The following is a 21,863-nucleotide window of genomic DNA, read 5'->3' as shown; positions in this document are numbered from 1 at the left end:
TCCTTAAACAGTAACGGGAATCAATGTAATAGGGAAATTGATTAACCGTGAGAAATAAGGAAACAGTCATAGTTTTGCAGCAGCCGTAGTACCCGCAGGTAAAACCAGGGATGTAGTCCATAAATCAATCACACTCTAAAAAAGAGGCTTAATCATGATGACCAACGACGCAATCAAAGCAATCTCCGAACTCGATCTGGAACCGATCAAAATGAAGCTCATGCACGTGGAATCCGGCGAGGGCTGGTCCCTGGAAAAAGCCGAGGCGGTTGAAGTCGAATACCGCCGCTTCCTGTGCCTGATGAAAGCGTTCCCCGAGGAAGATATTTCGCCACTCGTCGAGGTCGACATTTTCTGGCACTACCATATCCTGGACACGATGAAGTATGCGAAAGACTGCGAGCAAGCGTTTGGCTACTTCCTCCACCACTACCCGTATGTGGGCATGAGCGGCGCGCACGACGATGCCCAAGTGCTGCAAGCGTGCGCCGACCGCATGCGCGATCTGTATGAACAGGTGTTCGACGAATCGTATGGCCAACGCGCCTCGGCCTGGTGCGCGAAGGCCGCTCCGGCTGCGCTTGCGTCGGCCTGGTGCGCGAAGGCCGCTCCGGCTGCGCTTGCATCCGCCTGGTGCGCCAAGGCGGCGCCGGCTGCGCTTGCATCCGCCTGGTGCGCCAAGGCGGCGCCGGCTGCGCTTGCATCCGCCTGGTGCGCCAAGGCGGCGCCGGCTGCGCTTGCATCCGCCTGGTGCGCCAAGGCGGCGCCGGCTGCGCCTGCATCGGCCTGGTGCGCCAAGGCCGCTCCGGCTGCGCCTGCATCCGCCTGGTGCGCCAAGGCCGCTCCGGCTGCGCCCGCGTCGGCCTGGTGCGCCAAGGCGGCTCCGGCTATACCTGCGCCTGCGTCCGCATGGTGCGCCAAGGCGGCACCGGCTGCATTACGGTCGGCCTGGTGCGTCAAGACGACACCATTGGGCGCCAGCGCGGCATCGTCCGCCAGAGCCGAGCCGCCCGCGACCGCCGAGCCCATGCTGGTGAGCGCGGCGACCGCGGCACTGATCCAATCCATCTCGCATGGTGATCTGCAGCCAGCCTGAACATTGGCTGGAACCGGCAAGGCGGGTGGGAACGCGCTCACGGCCGTTTATCGGGTAAGCACGGCGAACGGCAACGGGGAGCGACAAGGAGGCGGTTCGGGGCGCCCGGACAAGGACCTCGCGCCCCGAACCGCCAGCGCCAGCGCCGAGCAGATTGCAATTTCCAGGGGCACGCAAGTGCCCCTGTTCTTTTGTCCGCCTCAGGCGTTGATGTGGATGCTTACTGCCGGCACGCCCATCATCGCGCGCAATTCGCGGATGCTGAAATCGCTGATTTCATGCATACGCAGCAAAATCGTCGCGCCAATCGGCAAGGTGCGGTGGCGGATTTTGCTGATCACGGGCGGCGCCACTTCAAGCGCGCGCGACAGGGCCGCGTCGTTCTTGAGCTGCAAGCGTTCAATGATGGCATCGAGTACCCTGTTCGGATCGTAGGTCGCATCTTCCGGAAATCTGCGATTGGTCATGTGATTGAATCTTTCCAAATTCACGCCCGTGGCATATTCGCCGGCGCGCTGTCTTTACAGACGATTAAGTAAGCGGTACTGGCAAAAACAGCCCGAATATGCGGCTGCAATGGCACAGGCGTGCATCATACACCTTAGTGTTGACATTCGCTTAACCAGTAGAACCCGAACTCAATTAAGTTTGCATTTAAGGCAATATTTGGTGAGAATCGCGACGGCGCGCGGCGCGCCGGACAGGCGCAAACAGCCAGTCCAGGGTCACCTGGGTGGCCAAACGGCTGTAAATGGTGGGAATCAGATAGAATTGAACGAGCAAGCGCTCACTATCGGTGGGGACCAGGCGCCAGCCAAGTTGGCGGCGGATCTCGTCGGGAGGGGGCGGCGGACGGCGGGCGCTTTCGCGCCGCGCCATGTAGGCGCGTACTTGTTCTTTGCTCGGCTGAATGATTCGATGAGGCATGGCAATGAGCGCAAGTCAGCAATTGAATGACGACACTGCACACGATACGACCGTAGCGGCACTGGAACTTGATGACGCTCAAACGAGCGCGAGTACCTGCCCATTGACAAGCCGCTTGCCGCCCTATTTCTTTTGGCTGGCCAGATACAGGGTTTTGGCATCCTGATGCGCACGGTCGAGCGTGCGCATGGCTTCCTTCTCGTCGTGTTCGACGAAAAAGTTGGCGTCCTGCGCTTTCACGACCAGCTTGATCGCGGCGGCATCGCTCAGATTGAACTTTTCCGTGATCAGGGTGGTTACTTCATCCAGATATTCTTCGTAGGTCATCGTGCTTCCTTAGTGGGGAACGCTATTTTACCAGCGCCATCGCCGCCACCGCCGGCGCAACGTGCGGATAACGCAGGCGCACCCCCAGCTCGCGCTTGATGCGCTCATTGCTCATGCGGCGCGACTCGGACATGAACGACAGCAACATCGGCGATACCGAAGCAACTAGTTGTGATCGCGCAACGCGAGGTGGACGCGCCATCCCGAAGGCATCGGCCACGGTATCGAAATAATCGGCCATTTTCATCTGCGTATCGTCGACCGCGTGATAGATGCGGCCGGGCAATGTCCTGTACAAGGCCAGCGCGACGATGCGCGCCAGGTCGTCGGCGTGGATATGGTTGGTGAACACGTCCTCCGACGCCAGCAGCGCCGGCGTACCCTGCTCCAGGCGGCGCAGCGGCAAGCGCTCGCGCGCATAGATGCCGGGCACGCGCAGGATCGCCAGGCGCGCGCCGCTGCGGGCAGCCCAGGCGCGCAGCACCCGCTCCGCATCGACCCGGCGCTGGGCGCGGGCATTGCGCGGCGCCACGGTGCGCGTTTCATCGATCAGCGCGCCGGCGCAGTCGCCGTACACGCCGGTGGTGCTGACATACACCATGCGCGCGCCGGCCGGCAGCACCGCGCACAGATTGCGGGTGCGGTGGTCCAGGCTGCCATCGGTGTGCGGCGGCGCCATATGCACCACCCAGTGAGCCAGGCCGGCCAGGCGCTTCAGGCTGGCCGGCTGGTCGAGGTCGGCGATGACGGGGACCGCGCCGGCCGCGCGCAATTCGGCGCAGCGCTCGGGGTTGCTGGTGACGGCGAACACCCGAAAGCGCGCGCGCACCAGCGGCAACAGGCGCATGCCGACATCGCCGCAGCCGAGAATGAGCAGGCGCGGCCGTTTGAAGGGGGAAGTCATAGTCATGTGAAATTGTTTGTCATCAATGGCGTAGGCGGACAATATACAAGATAAGCGTGGCGCCGGCAGGGCCCTGCCGCACCCGGCGCGCGCACCGGAACATGTAAAATACCCGCACCCGTTGCTCGCCACGGTACCGGCGCGAGCAATACCGACCATGCAGTTCTTATTGATGACGATAACCCTATGACGTTTCAGATTACTGTCCAGCCGAGCGGCCACCAGTTTGCCTGCGAAGCGGACGAAACCGTGCTGGCGGCGGCGATCCGCGCCGGCATCGGCCTGCCCTACGGCTGCAAGAATGGCGCCTGCGGTTCCTGCAAAGGCAAGGTCATCTCGGGCACGGTCGCGCACAAGGCGCACCAGCAGCGCGCCCTGAGCGAGGAAGAAAAAGCCGCCGGTTTCTCGCTATTCTGCTGCGCCACCACGGCGGACGACCTGGTGATCGAAGCGCGCGAAGTGGGCGGCAGCACCGATTATCCGGTGCGCAAGATGCCATCGCGCGTGGCCAGCATCGACAGGGCCGCGCCGGACGTGGCCATCATCACCCTGCAATTGCCCGCCAATGAAGCGCTGGCTTACCGCGCCGGGCAATACATCGAATTCCTGCTGCGCGACGGCAAGCGGCGCAGTTACAGCATGGCCAGCGCCCCCAGCCTGGCCGGCCCGCTGACCTTGCACATCCGCTACATGGCGGGCGGGCTGTTCACGGAACAGGTGTTCAATACCATGAAAGAGCGCGACATCCTGCGCTTCGAGGGGCCGTTCGGCACCTTTTACCTGCGCGAAGACTCGGACAAGCCGATCGTGCTGCTGGCCTCGGGCACCGGATTTGCGCCGGTCAAAGCGTTGGTCGAACACCTGATCCACCTCGGCTCCCCCCGTCCGGTCAGCCTGTACTGGGGTGGACGCCGCCCGGCCGACCTGTACATGAATACCCTGTGCGAAGAATGGGCCGCCACCCTGCCCCACTTCCGCTACGTGCCGGTGGTCTCGCACGCCTTCCCCGACGACCACTGGAGCGGGCGCACCGGCTACGTGCACGCCGCAGTGATGCACGACCTGCCCGACCTGTCCGGCTACCAGGTATATGCCTGCGGCGCCCCGGTGGTGATCGAGGCCGCGCGGCGCGAGTACGTCGAGCAATGCGGCCTGCCGCCCGAAGAATTCTACGCCGACGCCTTCACCAGCGAAGCCGACCTGGCCTGATGTTGCCCGGAGACCCGCCTTGGCTGCCTTGCCGCCGCCAAACGCTGGCCGTTTAACCGGGGTCTGACCTCTGATTAGCAATTAGTTGCTTAACTGACCACTATCCGTTTAACCGGGGTCTGACCTCTGATTTGCAACTAGTTTCTTAACTGCCCACTATCCAGGTAATAAAACGCGCCAGCACGACGCTGTTTCATCACCAAAAATATCAAAACCTGCACCTGTTCCATTGAATTTGCAACAAATTGCTAATCAGAGGTCAGACCCCGGTTGTAGGAGGGGTTGTCGTTTTTAGCGAGAGGACGCCCTCGCAGGTTGTAGGACTATTTACGCTTGACTGCGGAGGCATCGAACTGGTCGCTGTTTTTGCCAGTCACGCCGCTGTAGAAATGCTGGATGTCGACCATGTCGACCGTGATGTCGCCCGTGGTGTGGAACATGCGTCCAATGCCGCCCGTCTTGCGCTTGAAGTCGAGGAAGGCGAGCGCGATCGGGACGTTGGCGCCGTGCGCAATGTGGTAAAAACCCGTCTTCCAGTGCGTGACCCTGCCGCGCGTACCTTCCGGCGCGACAATCACCGCCAGCCGCTCGCGCTTGGCAAACGCGTCAATCGTGTTTTGCACCGTGTTGTTCGAGGCCGTGCGGTCGATCGCAATCCCGCCCAGCCAGCGCGACAACCATCCGATCGGCCAGGTAAACAGGCTCGACTTGGCCATCCAGTACACCCGCAAACGCAAGGCGAAACACACCATCAAGGTGATCGGGAAATCCCAGTTGCTGGTGTGTGGCGCGGCAATGAGGACGTACTTCGAATAGCCGGCAATCTGCTCCGGGGTCAGCCCGTCGGTACGCCAGCCCATCAGCCGCAAGGTCAGGAGCGAAAACCCTCTCATCAAGGTGTTGACGACAGGTGTGTCAAATATGGTGTTCTGCATAAAACGATAACGGCAAGGAAGCGGCACAGCCAGCAGGGTCGGGAAACATCGGGCACAATAGAATGTTGATGATTCCAGAAAGAATCATTTTACCCTACCCGCGTAGCCAGTTCCGAAAGTTCCTATGTCGATGATGTCGCCGTCCAACGGTTTCAGCGTTTTGCGCCACCGAAATTTCTCGTTTTATCTCGCCGCACGCGTGCTGGGAACCCTGGCGGTGCAGATGCAGAGCGTGGCCATCGGCTGGCAAGTGTATCGGATGACGGGCAGCCTGTTCGACCTGGGCCTGATCGGCCTGGCCCAGTTCGCGCCTTTCCTGGTGTTGATTTTGCTAGCCGGACATACGGCCGACCGCTACGACCGGCGCTGGATCATTATCCTGTGCCTGGTCACGCAGTTGCTGTGCGGCTTGATGCTGCTGGCCTTTACGGCCAGCGGGGTGTCGGTGGTATGGCCGGTATTCGCCATTCTGGTGCTGTTCGGCAGCGCGCGTGCGTTCATGATGCCGGCCACCCAGGCGGTGCTGCGCAATATGGTGCCGGATGAGCATTTCAGCCAGGCGGTGGCCCTCAGTTCGTCGGCGTTTCACGTGGCCGTGATCGCCGGCCCGGTGCTCGGCGGCTTGCTGTATATCGAGGGCCCGGCGACCGTGTATCTGGCGGCCGCGACCTTGCTGGTGTTGTCGGTGATCCTGATGTCGATGACGCATAGCGCCCCCCAGGTGGTCAACAAGGAACCGGCCACCTGGCATACGGTGCTGGAAGGCTTGCGCTTCGTGTGGTCGCGCCCAATCATGCTGGGGGCCATCTCGCTCGATCTGTTCGCGGTGCTGTTCGGCGGCGCCACGGCGCTGCTGCCGGCCTACGCCCACGATGTGCTGCAGGTCGATGCGGTGGGACTCGGTTTCCTGCGCACCGCGCCTGGTGTGGGCGCCGCGCTGTGCTCGGTGGCGCTGGCGTTTTATCCGATCCGCCGCCGGGTCGGCGCGTGGATGTTCGGCGGCGTGGCCGTGTACGGCGTGGCGACCCTGGTGCTGGGCTGGACCGCGAGTTTCGCGGTCGCCCTGGGCGCCCTGTTCCTGCTCGGCGCCGGCGACATGGTGAGCGTGTACGTGCGCCATCTGCTGGTGCAGTTCGAGACGCCCGATGAAATCCGCGGCCGCGTGAGCGCGGTCAATGCGGTGTTCATCGGCGCATCCAACGAACTCGGCGAATTCGAGTCGGGCCTGACCGCCGGCTGGTTCGGGCTGACGCGCGCGATCCTGTTCGGCGGCGCCGCCACCCTGGCGGTCACGGCAATCTGGATCTTCAAGTTCCCGGTCCTGTCGCGCATGGACCGTTTTCCCCATCACGAGAAGGAAGCGACGGCGCAGGACGGCAAGGCCGCCGCGTGAGCGCGCTCGCCGCCCATCTGCGGGCCTTCGCTGCGCGTACGCCAGTGGAAGCCGACGCGCCGTTCCTGGCGCGCCTGTACGCATCCACGCGCCAGGATTTGCTCGGCACAGGGAGCGCCGACCCGGCCCTGGCGGCGTCGCTGATCGCGATGCAGCAGCGCTTGCAGGCGGCCGATTACCGCGCGCGCTTTCCGGATGCCGTCTATCTGGTCTTGCACGAGGCTGGCGAGCCGGTGGCGCGCATCGTGCTCGAGCATGGCCGTGAGGCGCTGCGCCTGGTCGATATCGTCCTGCTGCCGCAGGCACGTGGGCGCGGCACCGGCCGCGCAGTGCTGCGCGCACTGCAGCGCTTTGCAGCTGACCGTGATCTGCCGCTGACCTTGTCTGTCCACCACGCTAACCCGCGCGCCCGCCGCCTGTACCTGCAACTGGGCTTCCGGATCGAACAGGCCGGCCTCCACGCCGACGCCCTGCGCTGGCAGGCGGCATGACCCGATTTCATTTGCACTGAGCAATATCGAACAAAGGTGTAATATAGGCTGTGTGCTTAACGATGTGCCAACCCTGGCGAGGCGTAGCAATGCGCGCAGGCAGCACATGCAGGTAGACAAGGGTTGTGCCAGTACCTTTATGAACAGCCGGGAGTGAGCTTATGCAAATCAACATCAATACCGATAAAACGATCGAACGTCATCAAGGCCTCGACGATCATGTGCAATCCGTGGTCACCGCCGCCGTTTCGCGTTTTAGCGAACACATTACCCGTGTTGAAGTCCACCTCAGCGACGAAAACAGCCAGAAATCTTCCGACGGCGGCAACCGCTGCCTGCTCGAAGCGCGCGTGACCGGCTACCAGCCGATCGCCGTGAGCGACCACTCGGTGCATCTGCACCAGGCGATCACCGGCGCGGCGGACAAACTCAAGCGCGCTATCGAAAGCGCCCTGGGCCGCCTGCACGACAAGCAGCTGCACGCCACGCCGAAACTGGTGCCCGAGCCGGACGAAGTGAGCGAGTAATCGCCAGCTAACACGGCCAAGGCCAGCGCCCTGCCCCACGGCAGGCTGGCCCAAGGCAAACCAGCAAGACAGCCAGCCTGTCTTGCTGGCGCACCATCAGAACATCGACGCCGACTGTGCCAATGCGCGCAAGTAGCGCACACCGGCCAGCGAGCGGCTGCCGTACCACGACATCATTTCACCATCGATCACATGCACCGGCTTGCCGATCTGTTTTTCCAGCGCGTCCGCGTGGACGTCCGTGAAGCGGTAGGGTTCGGTCGACAGCAGCACGCCGTCGATGCGCGCCACCAGTTCATCGGACCAGTTAAAGCGCGGGTAGCGCGTCGCATAGCGCGTCGCATAGCGCGCCGCGCCAGGCGACGCGTCGTCCAGTTGCGGCACCTTCCAGCCGATCTCGGCCATCATGCGGGCGATATAGGTGTCGGCCGAAACGCTCATCCACGGGTCTTGCCAGATGCAATACAGCAGCGTCGCCGGCCGCCCCTTGGGCTGTGCTTGCAGCGCCGCGTATGCTTCCTCGAAAGCGGCGCACCAGGCCGCAGCCTTGTCGCCGGCACAAAAAATCCCGCCCATCAGGCGCGCCAGGGCCAGGTTGTCGCGCGGAGCCAGCGGGTGCGTGACGACGATGTTGGGCACAAACTGCGCGAGCGCCTCGACGGTCGGCTTTTCGTTTTCGTCGATGTTGACCACCACGTGGGTGGGCGCGAGCTTGCGGATCTTCTCCAGGTTGACATCCTTGGTGCCACCGATCTTGGCGATGGCGCCGACCTGGGCGGCCGGATGGATGCAAAAGCCGGTGCGCCCGACCACTTGCCCGGCCAGGCCGAGGTCGCACAGCAGTTCGGTAATCGAGGGCACCAGCGACACGATACGTGCCGCCGGGTCGGGCTGATGAGGGGTGCCAAGGGCGTCGGTGAAGTGCATGGGATGGACGGTTCGATTCGAATGACGCTATTGGAACACTGATATGATGCAAACGCCAATCGTTATGGCGGCGCATACCTGACCGGAGAGACTATTTTGGAACAGATCGGCACCTTCGCTGCATCAAGTTACACCATCCGGGACTTGCATTTGTTCCGCGACATCGACGACGAGCAGATCGCGCAAGCGCTGGCCGACTGCGCCGTGGTGCGGCTGGCGCCCGGTACGACGGTCGAGAACGGCAACCGCGCGCGCCTGTACATCCTGCTGCGCGGCGCGCTGGCGGTCGAGGCCGACACGCGCAACGGCATGGCCGACGGCACGGTCAGCAAGATCTTGCCGGGCGAAAGCGTGGGCGAGCAATCGGTGCTGGACGAAGCGGCCAACCTGGCCTCGATCAGCGCGCTGGAGGAATCGGAGCTGCTGCTCATCGAAGGCGAACTGGTGTGGAAGCTGATCGACCAGTCGAACGGGCTGGCGCGCAACCTGCTGCGCCTGCTGTCATTTCGTATCCGCGCCGCCAATGCGCTGCTGCGGCGGCGCCAGAAGCTGGGCGAATTTTATCGCCAGCTATCGATGAACGATGGCTTGACCGGCATGTACAACCGGGCCTGGATGAACGACATGCTGCCCAAGCTGATCGCCACCGCGCACCGCGCCGGCACGCCGCTGGCGCTGGTGATGCTCGACCTCGATCATTTCAAGCGCTTCAACGATACCCACGGCCACCTGGCCGGCGACGATGCCCTGCGCGCGGCGGCCGACGTGATTTCGACGGCGCTGCGCCCGTCCGATTTCGCGCTGCGCTACGGCGGCGAGGAATTGATGGTGATCCTGCCCGAAACCGCGGAAGCGCTGGCGCTGATGGTGGCCGAGCGGCTGTGCACGCGCATGCGCGAAGCGCCGATCTTCCGCGACATGCGCATTCCCCTGCCGCACATCACGGCCTCGTTCGGGGTGGCCATGCTGGAAGCGGGCATGGACGACAGTGCCCTGATCGCTGCGGCGGACGCGGCCATGTACCGCGCCAAGGAAGGCGGGCGCAACCGCGTCGCGCGCTGACATGCCGCGCCGCGCGCGCAATCCAGGCCCCGGCGCGGCGCCAATCTGTGTACCATATGGGTCCGCCCCCGATGCGCTTGACGGCCACCCCAGCCGTCATTCCCGCGCAGGCGGGAATCCAAGGCCAGCCGCTTTAGCCACCAGAGCTTGGATTCCCGCCTGCGCGGGAATGACGGATCAATCGCACCAGGGTCTGCCCCGGCGTGTACACGGCCCCGGGGTCGCCACTTATTGATCGACGTTCCATGACCACCCATACTTTTCTCTGGCACGACTACGAAACCTTCGGTGCCCAGCCGCGCCGCGACCGTCCGGCGCAGTTCGCCGCGATCCGCACCGATGCCAACCTCAATGAAATCGGCGCGCCGATCATGCTGTACTGCCAGCCGGCGCCGGATTTCCTGCCCGACCCGCAATCGTGCCTGATCACCGGCATCACGCCGCAGCAATGCCTGGAATTAGGCGTGCCGGAACACCAGTTCGCGGCCACCATCGAGGCGGCCTTCAGCCAGGCCGGCACGATCGGGGTCGGCTATAACACGATCCGCTTCGACGATGAAATCACGCGCTTCCTGTTCTGGCGTAACCTGATCGATCCGTACGCGCGCGAGTGGCAGCACAATTGCGGGCGCTGGGACTTGCTCGACGTGGTACGCATGACGTACGCGCTGCGCCCGGAAGGCATCGAATGGCCGCTGCGCGAAGACGGCAAGCCGAGCTTCAAGCTGGAGCACCTGGCCAAGGCCAACGGCTTGCTGCACGAAGCGGCGCACGATGCGCTCTCGGACGTGCGCGCCACCATCGCGCTGGCGCGCCTGATCCGCGACAGGCAGCCCAAGCTGTTCGATTTTTGCCTGGCCCTGCACAAGAAAGACAAGGTCGCGTCGGAAATGGGCATGCATCTGGCGGCGCCGCAGCGCCAGCCCTTCCTGCACGTGTCGGGCATGTTCCCGACCGAGCGCGGCTGCATCGGGCTGGTGTGGCCGCTGGCGACCCATCCGACCAACAAGAATGAAGTGCTGGTGTGGGATTGCAGCCATGACCCGGCCGAGCTGTTCGGGCTCGATGCGGAAACCATCCGCCTGCGCATGTTCACGCGCACAGCCGATTTGCCGGAGGGCGTGACCCGCTTGCCGATCAAGAGCATTCACCTGAACAAGTCACCTATGCTGGTGGGGAACCTCAAGACCCTGAGCGCGGCCATGGCGGACAAGTGGGGCATCGATATCGAGCAGGGACGCGCGTTCGCAGCCGTGGCGGCGGCCGGGCCGGACATGGGCGCCTTGTGGGCGCAGGTGTATCAGCGCCAGGGGGAGCTGGAAGCGGTCGATGTCGATGAGGATCTGTATGGCGGCTTTATCGGCAACGGCGACCGGCGCAAGCTCGAGTCGCTGCGGGCGGAAACACCCGAGAAGCTGGCCAAGGCCCGGCCATCGTTCGAGGACCAGCGGCTGGGGGAACTGGTGTTCCGCTACCGCGCGCGCAATTTCCCCGCGTTGCTGAGCGAAGCGGAAGCGCAGCAGTGGGAAGAGCACCGTGCCGCCAGGCTGTTCGATGGGCAAGGCGGGGCGCGCACGATCGAGCAATTGTTTGCCGAGATCGATACGCTGTCGGAAGATGCCGACGAGCGCGCGGAGGAAATTTTGGGAACCTTGTACGATTATGCGGAGGCGATTGCACCGAGCAGGTATTAGTTCCGTCGCTGTCGTTATCGCCGCCGTGACCGTCAGCGCTACCCCGTTCTACACAAGTCCAGCCGGCCGGCCGCTCTGAAAACACTCTCGCGGGAAGTCGGTTCCGCCAATGGCGGAACCGACGGGGCGGAAACGCCGCACTTACGGCTCCGGCGAATAACTGCGCTTCATCACCCTCAGCACAAACGTCGACCTGCTGTGCCGCAATCCGGGCAGCTTGTACAACCTGCGCCTCAAAAACTCTTCGTACCCCGCCGTGCCCGCCACCGCGACCTTGATCAGGTAATCGTACTCCCCGGTCAGCAAATACGCTTCCAGCACTTCCGGCATATCGGCCAGCGCCTGACCGAAGCGCTCGAAGGTATCGTCGTCATGCCGGTCCAGGGTCACTTCGATCATCACCGTATCGGGCACGCCCAGCGCCTTTTGACTCAACAGCACCGTGTAGCCCTCGATCACCCCCGCCTCTTCCATCTGTCGCACCCGGTTCCAGCAGGGCGAGGCCGACAGGCCGATTTTCTCGGCCAGCTGCGTATTCGAAATGCGCCCGTCGCGGCGCAGCTCGCGCAAGATCTTGCGGTCAATTTCATCAAGTTCGGCAGCATTCATGGCTTTTCGCATTCCAGAAGAAGGAATTCCACGATATCACATCGTCACCAGAAGAATCTTCCACCAAACCGGAAAACTCCGCTCACTTCGAAAGCCTATTCCGCCGCTCTCCGGATATCCTTTCGACATGAACGATAGCCACCTCCCCCTGCGTTTTTCCGTCCCCAGGACGACCACCCTGGACACCCTCGAAGCCGTGCTCGCCATCGCGCGCCGCGGCGGGCTGCAACTGGCCGCGCTCGAACTCGACAGCCGCGGCGCCGACGACACCATCTTCCTGAAGCTGCGCGCCGCCGACACCGACCTGCTCGATCTGTTCATGGCGCGCCTGTACAACGTGATCGGCATCACCGATATTTGCCCCTTGTACGAAAAAGTTACGCGTATGCATGTTGCCTAATTAGCATAAATGGCGGACACTAGAACGTCGCGCTGCCGCGCCAGACTTGTTGAAGCCCATGACATTATTCACCCGGAAACGCGTAGCCATCCTGATCGCTGTGCTCGCCGCCGGCGCCGCCGGTGCCGCCTACCTGCACTCGACCAAACCGCCCGTCATCCCGGAGTCGCGCTACCGCGCCGCGCCGGTCGACACCGGCACCATCACCCAGACCGTCACGGCCACCGGCACCATCAACCCGGTGGCGCTGATCAATGTCGGCTCGCAAGTATCGGGCACCGTGGTCGAGCTCAAGGCCGACTTCAACGATCACGTGAAAAAAGGCCAGGTGCTGCTGAAACTCGATCCGACCATCTTCAATGCCCAGATCCGCCAGGTCGAAGCCGGGCTGGCCTCGGCCCAGGCCTCGATGCGGCTGGCGCAAGCGAACTTCGAGCGCAACGAACGGCTGGTGGCGCAGAACTACGTGTCCAGCCTGACCCTGGACCAGGCGCGCCGCGAGCTGGACGTGGCCAAGGCCAACATCAAGCTGTCCGAGGCACAACTGGCGCGCGCCCAGGCCGACCTCGACAACAGCGTGATCCGCGCCCCCATCGACGGCGTCGTCATCAAGCGCACGATCGACCTCGGCCAGACTGTGGCGGCCTCCTTCACCACGCCGAACCTGTTTCAGATCGCCAAGGACCTGACCAAGATGCAGATCGACACCAGCGTCTCGGAAGCCGACGTCGGCGCGCTGAAAGATGGCCAGCCAGCCCACTTCGTGGTCGACGCCTACCCGGACCGCGAATTCGCGGCCAGCATGCGCCAGTTCCGCCTGGCCGCGAACGTGGTGCAAAACGTGGTCACCTACAACGTCGTGCTCGATGTGGAAAACAAGGAAGAATTGCTGAAACCCGGCATGACAGCCCAGGTGCGCCTGGTGGTCGGCAACCGCCCCAACGTGCTGCGCATTCCCACGGCCGCCCTGCGTTTCCGTCTCAGCGATGAAGAGCTGGACAAGGAACAGAAAAAACAAAAGGCCGACGGCAAGGCGCCGCCCGCAGTGCCGCCGCCGGCCGAGGATGACGACATCACCTTCCGCAGCAAGAGCGAAACGGCGCGCATCTTCAAGGTCTACAAGCTCGACGAAAAGAACGCTGCCAAACCGGTCGACATCAAGATCGGCCTGTCCAACTTCCGCTACACCGAAGTGCTGTCGGGCGAACTGAAAAAAGGCGATAAAGTCATCACGCGCGCCAACGCCAGCGCCAAGAGCGAGTTCTGATGCCGGCGCAGGACACGCCGCTGATCGATATCCGCCAGGTTACGAAAAGCTATTTTTCAGGCAGCATGGAAACCCAGGTGCTGTTCGGCATCGATCTGCTGGTGCCACGCGGCGACTTTCTGGCCGTGATGGGGCAATCCGGCTCGGGCAAGTCGACCCTGATGAATATCTTCGGTTGCCTGGACCAGGCCACCGGCGGCACTTACCTGCTCAACGGCATCGATACCTTGACCCTCTCGCGTGCCGAACTGGCGACCGTGCGCAACCGGACCATCGGTTTCGTGTTCCAGAGCTTTAATCTGATCAAGCGCATGAGCGTGGCCGAGAACGTGGCCTTGCCGCTGATCTACGCCGGCGTGTCGCGCGCCAAAGCGCATGCCAAGGCGCTGGTCGAACTGGACCGGGTCGGCCTGGCCGAGTACGCCAAACGCACGCCGAATCAATTGTCCGGCGGCCAGCAGCAACGGGTGGCCATTGCCCGCGCGTTGGTGGGCGACCCACCGCTGATCCTGGCCGACGAGCCAACCGGCAACCTCGACACCCAGACCAGCGTCGAGATCATGCGCTCCTTCCAGCAATTGAATGTGGAACGCGGCATCACGATCCTGCTGGTCACGCACGAGCCCGACATCGCCGCCTACAGCAAGCGCCTGATGCGCCTGAAAGATGGGCGCGTGCTGTATGACGGCCCGGCCGCCGACGGCTTGCGCGAACTGGCGCTCAGCCACGAGCAGCAGATCCTGGCGCACGGGGGCGCACCATGAATTTTTTCCAGGTCGTGATCGAAGCGTTCCGCTCGATGAGCGCGAACCGCCTGCGCACCGCGCTGACCATGCTCGGCATCATCATCGGGATTACCTCGGTGGTGCTGTTGCTGGCCCTGGGCGACAGCATGCAGCGCTTCATCGGCAAGGAACTCGAAGCGCTGGGCACCAATATGCTGTTCATTTCGCCGGGCGGCAACCGCGCCGCGGCCCAGCGCCTGCGCGCCGGCGCCGCTCCCGCATTGACCCTGGCCGATGCGGCTGCCTTGAATTCGCTGTCCAGCCTGTCCGGCGCGGCGCCTGCCTTGCAGGGCGGCTTCAAGCTGGCGGTTGGCAATGAAACGGCGTCCAACACCGTGCATGGGGTAACGCCAGCGATGTTCAAGATTCGTAACTGGAAGATGGAACTGGGCAGCGTTTTCAGCGAAGCGGACGTGCGCGCCGCCTCGCGCAGCGTGATCATCGGACACAAGGTCGCCGACCAGTTTTTCTACAAGATGGACCCGCTCGGCAAATATATCCGCATCGAAAACGTCGCCTTCCAGGTCGTTGGCGTGCTGCATGGCGAAGGCAAGCAGGTCGACGGGCCGGACTTGTCGGAACTGGTGCTGGTGCCGATCACCGCCGCCCGCGCCCACCTGATCCGCAACCCCTTCCCCGACAATGTGCATTACGTCGTGGCGCAGGGCAGATCGGACGGCAACTTGCTCGATGCCATCGAAGACATCAACGAAACCATGCGCGACCGCCATCACATCAAGTTCGAGGAGCCGGACGACTTCCGCATCGACAACCTGGCCTCGTTCGCGGAGACGGCCGGCAAGATCAGTGCCGGCATTGCCGCCCTGCTCGGCGTGATCGGCGCCATTTCGCTGGTGGTGGGCGGTATCGGGATCATGAACATCATGCTGGTGTCGGTGACCGAACGCACGCGCGAGATTGGCATCCGCATGGCGATCGGGGCCAAGCCGCGCGATGTGCTGCTGCAGTTTCTGACCGAGGCGGTGGTGATATGCCTCGCTGGCGGCGTCATCGGCATTGCGATTGCCGTGGGACTGGCGGCGGCGATCACCGCTATCGGCAAGTTCGAGGTGGTGATCACCTTGTCCGCGGTGATCGTGGCCTGCGGCTTTTCCAGCCTGGTGGGGGTGTTCTTTGGTTTTTACCCGGCACGGCGTGCGTCCAGGCTGCTGCCGGTCGATTGTTTGCGTTACGAATAGACTTGATGAAATTCCCATTCCTGATTGCCATGATGCTCGCGGCCGGCATCGCTCCCGCCCAGGAGGCTGGAGCTGTCAAGGAAGTTGACACGGTGCAGGTCAACGTGCTGCGCGATCCCGATTTCAAGACGTACAGGGCGTTTGTTGCCGGGCTGGACTCTTTCGACAGCAAGCACGCGCTGGCGGGCTATCGCATGGTGGCGGGCGAGCGCAACGTGACTGCCCCGGCCGGGGCCGTTGGCCCGGACGGAATGACGTACGTAGTACCGCTGCACGACGCGAGCTGGCCGGATGATGCGCTGGTGGAGTTTGAGTACTTCCGGCAGAAGTAATTACGGTCGTCATGTACCGGCGCGGTTTGACTGCCGGCTTTTCCCCTGCGCTATCAATGAGTATCAGTGCTGCGCTCACTCCTCAAAATCGGCATACGCATATCTTGTCAAGTCGAGTTCATTCTTCAAAATCTGCGTACATATACGCAACACCGTCGATCATGATTTTCTCAGAGAATTTTAGTATCATTGCACATGCCGCAACCCTAAACTCCGAAAATTTTTTCTGGAAATCTGGAGGTAAAAGCCCTTCACGCATCGGATAATTAAGCGGCAAATCCACAAACGGTACAGGCAGTTGAATAGTACCGTCGAGAACTGCCTTGCACATGGGAACCACCCACTTCCATATCTCATACTCATCGTCATCTTGGCTGATGTTGATCTGTATGTAATTCAGCAATTCCATTGCAAGGCGTTTGAGTTTAACAATGTCTACTTCCGCATAGAATCCAGTGTTTCCCATCAATTTAACAAGTCGTCTCTTTGTCATGTTCATGGTAATTTTCCAATTAAAACGGGAGCCGTAAACGCACTCCGGTCGGTGATCAGTGTCTGAATCCCTCCGCCTGGTTGAAAATACCCATTTTGTGAAGTCCGAGCAATCGTCGACTCAAATACCGTGATCGCCTTATTTGCTGTAACCTCATGAACGTCGAAGCGTAGAGTTTGCTGGCTTTCCAAAGGAATTCCGATACGATCTGAAATTTGATCATAGCTCATCCCTTTCAAAGATGAAATTTCGTCCTTTGTAGCAAAGAACGCTGAATATTTTCCTGGGATATCCCCCTCTGGCACTAATTTATATAAGGAATCACCCGCGACCAAGTCAACTGCTTTAGGTAGGTTAGATCCACTGGCCATCAAGTTGGATGCTTTATCTGCCGCCTCCACGGGCGTGAACCCTTGAGATGCGTACGACTCGACGACCCTACGTCCTTCAGGACTTTTCAGAGGGCTATCTACAATCCCGTAAGTCCTGTAGCCATCTGGCCCGCTAAATCCGTTCGGTGGCGGACGCGCTCTCTTTGGAGCATGCGAAATATAGACGCCTCCACGAGCTGCCGGTGCACCTGTTGAAGCCGGTGTGATTGCTCCTTTGGCAGCTGAAGCACTGGCAGCCGTAGCGCCTGCCGCCGCATCCTTGGCCTTAGCCGCATCCAACAGCTTTTTCGCTTTCGCAGCACGTCCAGCTTTAAGCAAGCCAAACCCGAACGTGATTACCTCGAACCCACCCCGCGATATCGATTCAACGTACTGCCCCTTCGTCCATGGATTGGTCACAGGCCGGGCCACGGCTTGTGCAAACTTCCCTGCATCCTGCGCGATACTCGTCGTATTGACATTGCCAAGACTAATTTCTTCGAGAAGTATCTGCTCATCAAGCGCCGCGAGCAGCTGGCCATCCACCGTGCTAAATCTGCGCACCAGCTTGGGGACACCCTTCATCCCTTCGTAGAAAAGTTCGCTTAAGCCAAAGGCAAGGTCCTTCGCACCGCCGAGCAAACCGCGTCCGAGCTGCGCATCCCAATCACCGACCGTTCCTGGTGTCCCCTGGATCTTGCCGATCCAGCCATCCAACACAGAATTGGTCCTGTCAAAATCGACGAACTCGTCGAACGCATCGAAATCCAGGCGTCCTGCAATCACCTTCTCCCGCAGCGCTTTGAGCGCCAGCAATTTCTTGCTGATACGCGCTGGAGCGCCGGCCGGCGCAGCGGCGCCTTTCGCCGCTGGCGACGCGACGGTTTTCGTCATCGTCACGACCTGCCCGCGCGCGCCGCCCATGCCCGCGCTGTCGCAATTGATACGGCAAGCGCTGTCGTGACGCGCGACAGCAATCCCGTTGACCTTGACGTTGGAATGGCCCTCCAGGATCTGGACATAGCCCGTGGACAGCGAGGTGCCGGACACAATATGCGCGCCCGCATTCGCTTGCGTGTTCTTGAAGAGATCGCCGACGCGGTAGACCGGCGTGCCCCGCGCTTTTACATCCGGCGACGCCGCGTGCTTGTAATCGAGCTGTGCGAAGCTGCTGAACGCCACCACGCATTTGCCCACCTGGCACAAATCAGGCTCCGTGGCGACAACGAGCCAGCCATCAGCATGCGCGATATGTCGGACCAGACCCATCATCCACCCCGCTCAATGGTTGCACTACCGGCTCATCGCCCACGCCCCCCACACGAGATCGGGTGGAAGCAATCGCAATGTCCACCACCGGGTCGTCGTACCCGAAATGAGTGCGCCAGACAATCGACACCTGGCGCCGGTCCAGGTCGAAACGCAGGGTATCGAGCAGCGGCACGCTGACCACATCGCTCCCACCGGCAAGCCTGGCCACGACAATGGGCATCCACCCGGGCAGCGCCATGTCGGTTCTTTCCTCCAGCAGGCCGATCATCGTCACGCTTTCGTCGCCGCGCAGATGCGGGGTCGCCACCAGATCGGCCGGGGCATTCTGAAAATAGCGGGCATCGAAATTTTCCGGTAACAGCGGATAGCGGGTGGCACGCCAGCGCGCGTCGTACTCGCCCTGATAATTCACCCGCGGCGCACACCAGCGTGCAATCGCCCCCAATCCCTGGGGCGGCACATGCTGGAATGGATGCGTGACCGGATCGAGCGCGGCTTCGATTTGCGGAGCATCGAGCACCTTCTGGCTAGTCACCCAGTGCGCTACGAAGGCGCGCCCCGCGCGGCCAAGATGCTTGTAATCGGCGGGCTTTGGCAACCAGCCGATTCCCGCCGGATTGGCGCAATGTCGGATCGTGCCGGGTTCACCATCGCCGGTGAATTGAGGGCCCACGTCAATGCAGCCGCCATACGCCAGCCGGTAATCAAGGCATACAGATTCCACAGGCGACGCCGGCCCGACGCGCCAGCCAAAGACCCGCTTGCGAAACTGGCGCGGCCCGTGCAGGCGTAACAGTTTTTTGAGTCCGCCGACGCGGATTCCCGCGACCCATTGGGTATGCGGCACCCCGCCGGGCGCCAGTGCGCGGCCGCTGACGAGGATGTCCGTGCCGGGTTTATACGGCACCAGATCGCCATCTTCCTGAATCACCGCGCGCAGCGGATCGGCGGCTGCCGGTCCGGCGTACACATCACCGGCGACGATGGGATGCTGTTCCGCGGCCAGGGTCATGGGCTCGCCCTGCGCGGTAAAGTCGAAGGTGGCGCGCACTACCAGAACATCGAGACGTTCGCCTTCGGGCCCGGATTGCTGAAACCAGAAGTGCGGTACGGCGAGATGATTATGGATGGTGGCGCATAGCCCGGCGTCGCTGGCGGGCACCTCCTCCACGCAGACGGCCGCCATCATGTGGCCTTCTCCCCATCGTCACCCGGCGCGCTTGCGGCACCACCGGAATTGAGAAGCACATCCCCCGGCCCATCGACGTGGACCTTGCCGCTCGCCTTGATATGGATGTCCTTGCTTTCAAGGTAAATCGCGTCCGGCGTCATGACGAATTTCGATCCACCGCATACCAGTTCTATCCTGTCACCCGCGGACACCGAGACGACCTTTCCGACCTTGGTCGTCTGGCTCTTCCCGACCACGGTCGCCATGATCATCCCGACATTCAGGTTGTAGGCCATGCCCACCGTATCGATCCGGCCCATGCCGACGTTCTGCATGGATGCCATGCCGATCGTCTCGGTCTTCATGCGCGCGACATTGATCGACCAGTTTTTGCCGATCTTGTCCATCTCGTTTTTAGCAACCGTCTTGCTGCGGTTGCAGCCAACGCTGATCGTTTCATTCTTGCCGACGGTTTCGCTGCGATGGCGACCGATGGAGATCGTCTCGTCAATGCCGACGTCTTCGCTGCGGTTCTCTCCGATGCTGATACGCTCGTCACGGTCGACCCGTTCCGTGCGGTTGTTGTGCACCGTGATCGCTTCATCCCGATCAACCGTTTCGCTCCGATCGCGCTTGATATGGCTAGTCTCATCACGGTCGACCGTCTTGCGCCGGTCATTGCCGACCCATTTATCTTCGTCATGCTCAACTTCGGTCAGCTGATCCTTCTCCGCATGCAGCCATAACTGCTCCTGCCCCTTCTTGTCCTCGAAGCGCAATGCATTCGCGTTGTCGTAGCTGCCGCCTGGTGTCGAGCGTGACAGGATGCCGCTCTGGGTTTTATTGGCCGGCAGCGCCCACGGCGGCAGGGTATTCGCGTTCGGCACCATGCCCGTGATGATCGGCCGGTCCGGATTGCCATCCATGAACTGCACCAGCACTTCCGTCCCGATGCGCGGAATCGACACCATCCCGAAATTTTCACCCGCCCAAGGCGTCGCGACCCGGATCCAGGCCGAACTCTTTTCGTCATTGCCCCCGGCACGGTCCCAATGAAACTGGACGCGTACCCGGCCATACATATCGGTATGAATTTCTTCGCCGGCGGGGCCGACCACGGTAGCCGTCTGAATGCCGTGAATTTTCGTCTCGCTGCTGTTATGGCTGCGGGGAGCGCGCCAGGGGACGATTTTTCGTACGCACACCAGTTCATTGTCGTAATGGGACGGCGCGGTCGAACTCACATGGTAGTTATTGCTCGCGCTGTGAATCGCCTCGACGATGAGAAATTCCCTGGCTTGCTCGTCGTCCTCCATCGCCCCCCGGTCGAAATGACCGGTAAGACGAAACCAGCGGCCCGGCATGACATGGCGGCTGTTGCCGGCACCCTTGAAGCTTTTGCCAGCCGCTTCCAGCGCCTCCATGCGGGTTTGAGCCACCGAGCGGGCGTCCCCTCCATCCTTGAAGCCGAACGCGCCCGTGTATTCGTAAGACTCCACATGCAGCACCTCGCCTTGCCGATGACATGTCGGCAAAGCCGTCAGCGCAGGCTGCGGCGACTTGAAGTCGTACGATGCCAGCGCGATGCTGCCTTGCGTGACCTGCCGCCCCGGCGACCATTCGCCGATGCCGTCTTCCTCGACCGCGCCGCCATGACGCTGGAAGGCAATCTCCGGATCGCCGTCAATCGGAGGAGCGGCACACGAATCGTCGGATAACACGAGCGTATGGCCAGTGGCGCTGTGTTCGAACCAATAGAAAATGCCGGCGGCCGCCCAACGCCGTTCCAGGAAATTGCTGTCGGTCTCGTCGAACTGGCAGCAATCCGTCATCACGCCGCTCGCCCCCTGCACGCGCCAATCCCAATCGGCCAGGTTCGCGTAGTCCCCGAAAATGCTCCGGGCCTGCTCATACAGGGTGGTGTAATGAAACAGATAGTTATCCTTGCGCAGGCTCAGATACTTGAACCACGGCGCCAGGCGCGCTTCGTAAAATGAAATGCCGCCATCGACACGTTTCAGGGAAAAACCAAATACTCGCCCCGAAAAATACCGCAAGCTGCCATCCTTGCGCACCAGCGCGATGCACATAAGCTTCCCCTGGACTTCCTTGAGCGGGATGCCTGGATCGTCCGACAACAGTTCGGCGATAAACTCGAATGGCCGGGACAATCCTTCCGACGCATGAAGCTGATTAACGAGCAACTGCGCAAGGGGTCCGTCATCGTGGGGAAATGACAAGCGCAACAAGCGGTCATGCTGGCGCTCGCTCACCATGTGTTGCAAGCAATCAGAAGAGGAAATAGTCGGCATGTCCCAGTCCACTTTGGTCGGTTGAAGATATTTCCACTTGGAATCTTCAACCGACAGTAGAGGAACGAAAGCAAGGCGGAGTTGAGCGAGCGCAGAGAGGTGACGAAACCCGGCGAAGGCGCGCAGAGGGTGTTGCGAGGAAAGCGAAATCTCTTTAAAT

22 protein-coding genes are annotated in these 21,863 nt (G+C 61.8%); 12 read left to right on the top strand and 10 right to left on the bottom strand.

Annotation, left to right across the window (positions count from 1 at the left end):
* The first annotated feature begins 154 nt into the window (after positions 1-154).
* A complete protein-coding gene (locus IV454_RS15630) occupies positions 155-1,096 on the top strand; it encodes a glycine-rich domain-containing protein (protein ID WP_206092178.1) in 942 nt (313 codons plus the stop codon).
* A gap of 200 nt (positions 1,097-1,296) precedes the next feature.
* Here the strand turns inward: IV454_RS15630 and IV454_RS15625 are convergent, their stop codons facing one another.
* The 3 genes from IV454_RS15625 to IV454_RS15615 form a co-directional block, all read right to left on the bottom strand.
* Positions 1,297-1,563, bottom strand: a complete 267-nt coding sequence (locus IV454_RS15625; protein WP_206092177.1) for a hypothetical protein — start codon at positions 1,561-1,563, stop codon at positions 1,297-1,299.
* 583 nt (positions 1,564-2,146) lie between these two features.
* On the bottom strand, positions 2,147-2,350 hold the full coding sequence (locus IV454_RS15620) for a hypothetical protein (protein WP_206092176.1): 204 nt from the start codon (positions 2,348-2,350) through the stop codon (positions 2,147-2,149).
* 22 nt (positions 2,351-2,372) lie between these two features.
* Complete coding sequence (locus IV454_RS15615) at positions 2,373-3,254, bottom strand: SDR family oxidoreductase (RefSeq protein WP_229522329.1); 882 nt, start codon at positions 3,252-3,254, stop codon at positions 2,373-2,375.
* Between the two features lie 186 nt (positions 3,255-3,440).
* Between IV454_RS15615 and IV454_RS15610 the strand changes: the two genes are divergently transcribed.
* A complete protein-coding gene (locus tag IV454_RS15610) occupies positions 3,441-4,463 on the top strand; it encodes a CDP-6-deoxy-delta-3,4-glucoseen reductase (protein WP_206092174.1) in 1,023 nt (340 codons plus the stop codon).
* Positions 4,464-4,786: 323 nt separating this feature from the next.
* Here IV454_RS15610 and IV454_RS15605 read toward each other — a convergent pair whose 3' ends face one another.
* Positions 4,787-5,398: a lysophospholipid acyltransferase family protein gene (locus tag IV454_RS15605; RefSeq protein ID WP_206092173.1), complete on the bottom strand. Its 612-nt coding sequence runs from the start codon at positions 5,396-5,398 to the stop codon at positions 4,787-4,789.
* A 124-nt stretch (positions 5,399-5,522) separates the two neighbouring features.
* On the opposite strand from IV454_RS15605, the gene IV454_RS15600 reads away from it, so the two are divergent.
* From IV454_RS15600 to IV454_RS15590, 3 genes are all read left to right on the top strand, one after another.
* Positions 5,523-6,791 carry an MFS transporter gene (locus tag IV454_RS15600; RefSeq protein ID WP_206092172.1) on the top strand — a complete coding sequence of 423 codons (1,269 nt, stop codon included), beginning with the start codon at positions 5,523-5,525 and terminating at the stop codon, positions 6,789-6,791.
* A complete protein-coding gene (locus tag IV454_RS15595) occupies positions 6,788-7,282 on the top strand; it encodes a GNAT family N-acetyltransferase (protein WP_206092171.1) in 495 nt (164 codons plus the stop codon). The genes IV454_RS15600 and IV454_RS15595 overlap by 4 nt, the downstream gene beginning before the upstream one ends.
* Positions 7,283-7,443: 161 nt before the next feature.
* Entirely contained in the window at positions 7,444-7,809 is a 366-nt protein-coding gene (locus IV454_RS15590; RefSeq protein ID WP_167092232.1) for an HPF/RaiA family ribosome-associated protein, read from the top strand.
* Positions 7,810-7,905: 96 nt separating this feature from the next.
* On the opposite strand, the gene IV454_RS15585 is transcribed toward IV454_RS15590, so the two are convergent.
* Positions 7,906-8,736 carry a helical backbone metal receptor gene (locus tag IV454_RS15585; RefSeq protein ID WP_206092170.1) on the bottom strand — a complete coding sequence of 277 codons (831 nt, stop codon included), beginning with the start codon at positions 8,734-8,736 and terminating at the stop codon, positions 7,906-7,908.
* A gap of 96 nt (positions 8,737-8,832) precedes the next feature.
* Here IV454_RS15585 and IV454_RS15580 point away from each other — a divergent pair, with 96 nt between their 5' ends.
* Together IV454_RS15580 and sbcB are read left to right on the top strand one after the other, a co-directional pair.
* The gene (locus tag IV454_RS15580) at positions 8,833-9,798 is read left to right on the top strand and encodes a GGDEF domain-containing protein (protein WP_206092169.1); all 966 of its coding nucleotides are present in this window, start codon (positions 8,833-8,835) and stop codon (positions 9,796-9,798) included.
* A 245-nt stretch (positions 9,799-10,043) separates the two neighbouring features.
* The gene (gene sbcB, locus IV454_RS15575) at positions 10,044-11,492 is read left to right on the top strand and encodes an exodeoxyribonuclease I (protein ID WP_206092168.1); all 1,449 of its coding nucleotides are present in this window, start codon (positions 10,044-10,046) and stop codon (positions 11,490-11,492) included.
* A gap of 141 nt (positions 11,493-11,633) precedes the next feature.
* Here the strand turns inward: sbcB and IV454_RS15570 are convergent, their stop codons facing one another.
* Positions 11,634-12,101, bottom strand: coding sequence for an Lrp/AsnC family transcriptional regulator (locus IV454_RS15570; RefSeq protein ID WP_167088837.1), 468 nt, complete (start codon positions 12,099-12,101; stop codon positions 11,634-11,636).
* A gap of 127 nt (positions 12,102-12,228) precedes the next feature.
* Here IV454_RS15570 and IV454_RS15565 point away from each other — a divergent pair, with 127 nt between their 5' ends.
* From IV454_RS15565 to IV454_RS15545, 5 genes are read left to right on the top strand one after another with little or no spacing between them, the layout of a single operon-like run.
* Positions 12,229-12,501: a hypothetical protein gene (locus tag IV454_RS15565; protein ID WP_206092167.1), complete on the top strand. Its 273-nt coding sequence runs from the start codon at positions 12,229-12,231 to the stop codon at positions 12,499-12,501.
* 58 nt (positions 12,502-12,559) lie between these two features.
* Positions 12,560-13,768 carry an efflux RND transporter periplasmic adaptor subunit gene (locus tag IV454_RS15560; RefSeq protein WP_206092166.1) on the top strand — a complete coding sequence of 403 codons (1,209 nt, stop codon included), beginning with the start codon at positions 12,560-12,562 and terminating at the stop codon, positions 13,766-13,768.
* Complete coding sequence (locus IV454_RS15555) at positions 13,768-14,532, top strand: ABC transporter ATP-binding protein (protein WP_054266798.1); 765 nt, start codon at positions 13,768-13,770, stop codon at positions 14,530-14,532. The genes IV454_RS15560 and IV454_RS15555 overlap by 1 nt, the downstream gene beginning before the upstream one ends.
* A complete protein-coding gene (locus IV454_RS15550; RefSeq protein ID WP_229522268.1) occupies positions 14,529-15,752 on the top strand; it encodes an ABC transporter permease in 1,224 nt (407 codons plus the stop codon). The genes IV454_RS15555 and IV454_RS15550 overlap by 4 nt, the downstream gene beginning before the upstream one ends.
* A 5-nt stretch (positions 15,753-15,757) precedes the next feature.
* Entirely contained in the window at positions 15,758-16,084 is a 327-nt protein-coding gene (locus IV454_RS15545; protein ID WP_206092165.1) for a hypothetical protein, read from the top strand.
* Between the two features lie 118 nt (positions 16,085-16,202).
* Here IV454_RS15545 and IV454_RS15540 read toward each other — a convergent pair whose 3' ends face one another.
* The 4 genes from IV454_RS15540 to IV454_RS15525 are packed head-to-tail and all read right to left on the bottom strand — an operon-like array spanning position 16,203 to position 21,703.
* A complete protein-coding gene (locus IV454_RS15540; protein ID WP_206092164.1) occupies positions 16,203-16,583 on the bottom strand; it encodes a hypothetical protein in 381 nt (126 codons plus the stop codon).
* A complete protein-coding gene (locus IV454_RS15535) occupies positions 16,580-18,220 on the bottom strand; it encodes a hypothetical protein (protein WP_206092163.1) in 1,641 nt (546 codons plus the stop codon). The genes IV454_RS15540 and IV454_RS15535 overlap by 4 nt, the downstream gene beginning before the upstream one ends.
* Positions 18,186-19,409 (bottom strand): DUF2169 family type VI secretion system accessory protein, encoded by a 1,224-nt coding sequence (locus tag IV454_RS15530; protein WP_206092162.1) that lies wholly within the window; start codon positions 19,407-19,409, stop codon positions 18,186-18,188. Before IV454_RS15530 ends, IV454_RS15535 begins: the two co-directional genes overlap by 35 nt.
* Positions 19,406-21,703, bottom strand: coding sequence for a type VI secretion system Vgr family protein (locus IV454_RS15525; protein WP_229522267.1), 2,298 nt, complete (start codon positions 21,701-21,703; stop codon positions 19,406-19,408). The genes IV454_RS15530 and IV454_RS15525 overlap by 4 nt, the downstream gene beginning before the upstream one ends.
* Positions 21,704-21,863: the final 160 nt, after the last annotated feature.

This window comes from Massilia antarctica, from assembly GCF_015689335.1.
Lineage (GTDB): Bacteria > Pseudomonadota > Gammaproteobacteria > Burkholderiales > Burkholderiaceae_D > Telluria_A > Telluria_A antarctica.
This window is presented reverse-complemented; position numbering and strand designations above follow the sequence as displayed.

Excerpts from the sequence above, each read along its gene's own strand:
- IV454_RS15630 (WP_206092178.1), top strand. The coding sequence starts at position 155 with ATGATGACCAACGACGCAATCAAAGCAATCTCCGAACTCGATCTGGAA.
- IV454_RS15530 (WP_206092162.1), bottom strand. The coding sequence starts at position 19,409 with ATGATGGCGGCCGTCTGCGTGGAGGAGGTGCCCGCCAGCGACGCCGGG.
- IV454_RS15625 (WP_206092177.1), bottom strand. The coding sequence starts at position 1,563 with ATGACCAATCGCAGATTTCCGGAAGATGCGACCTACGATCCGAACAGG.
- IV454_RS15615 (WP_229522329.1), bottom strand. The coding sequence starts at position 3,254 with ATGACTTCCCCCTTCAAACGGCCGCGCCTGCTCATTCTCGGCTGCGGC.
- IV454_RS15570 (WP_167088837.1), bottom strand. The coding sequence starts at position 12,101 with ATGAATGCTGCCGAACTTGATGAAATTGACCGCAAGATCTTGCGCGAG.
- IV454_RS15525 (WP_229522267.1), bottom strand. The coding sequence starts at position 21,703 with ATGCCGACTATTTCCTCTTCTGATTGCTTGCAACACATGGTGAGCGAG.
- IV454_RS15565 (WP_206092167.1), top strand. The coding sequence starts at position 12,229 with ATGAACGATAGCCACCTCCCCCTGCGTTTTTCCGTCCCCAGGACGACC.
- IV454_RS15585 (WP_206092170.1), bottom strand. The coding sequence starts at position 8,736 with ATGCACTTCACCGACGCCCTTGGCACCCCTCATCAGCCCGACCCGGCG.
- IV454_RS15600 (WP_206092172.1), top strand. The coding sequence starts at position 5,523 with ATGTCGATGATGTCGCCGTCCAACGGTTTCAGCGTTTTGCGCCACCGA.
- IV454_RS15550 (WP_229522268.1), top strand. The coding sequence starts at position 14,529 with ATGAATTTTTTCCAGGTCGTGATCGAAGCGTTCCGCTCGATGAGCGCG.
- IV454_RS15540 (WP_206092164.1), bottom strand. The coding sequence starts at position 16,583 with ATGAACATGACAAAGAGACGACTTGTTAAATTGATGGGAAACACTGGA.
- IV454_RS15590 (WP_167092232.1), top strand. The coding sequence starts at position 7,444 with ATGCAAATCAACATCAATACCGATAAAACGATCGAACGTCATCAAGGC.
- IV454_RS15545 (WP_206092165.1), top strand. The coding sequence starts at position 15,758 with ATGAAATTCCCATTCCTGATTGCCATGATGCTCGCGGCCGGCATCGCT.
- IV454_RS15560 (WP_206092166.1), top strand. The coding sequence starts at position 12,560 with ATGACATTATTCACCCGGAAACGCGTAGCCATCCTGATCGCTGTGCTC.
- IV454_RS15535 (WP_206092163.1), bottom strand. The coding sequence starts at position 18,220 with ATGATGGGTCTGGTCCGACATATCGCGCATGCTGATGGCTGGCTCGTT.
- IV454_RS15555 (WP_054266798.1), top strand. The coding sequence starts at position 13,768 with ATGCCGGCGCAGGACACGCCGCTGATCGATATCCGCCAGGTTACGAAA.
- IV454_RS15605 (WP_206092173.1), bottom strand. The coding sequence starts at position 5,398 with ATGCAGAACACCATATTTGACACACCTGTCGTCAACACCTTGATGAGA.
- IV454_RS15610 (WP_206092174.1), top strand. The coding sequence starts at position 3,441 with ATGACGTTTCAGATTACTGTCCAGCCGAGCGGCCACCAGTTTGCCTGC.
- sbcB (WP_206092168.1), top strand. The coding sequence starts at position 10,044 with ATGACCACCCATACTTTTCTCTGGCACGACTACGAAACCTTCGGTGCC.
- IV454_RS15620 (WP_206092176.1), bottom strand. The coding sequence starts at position 2,350 with ATGACCTACGAAGAATATCTGGATGAAGTAACCACCCTGATCACGGAA.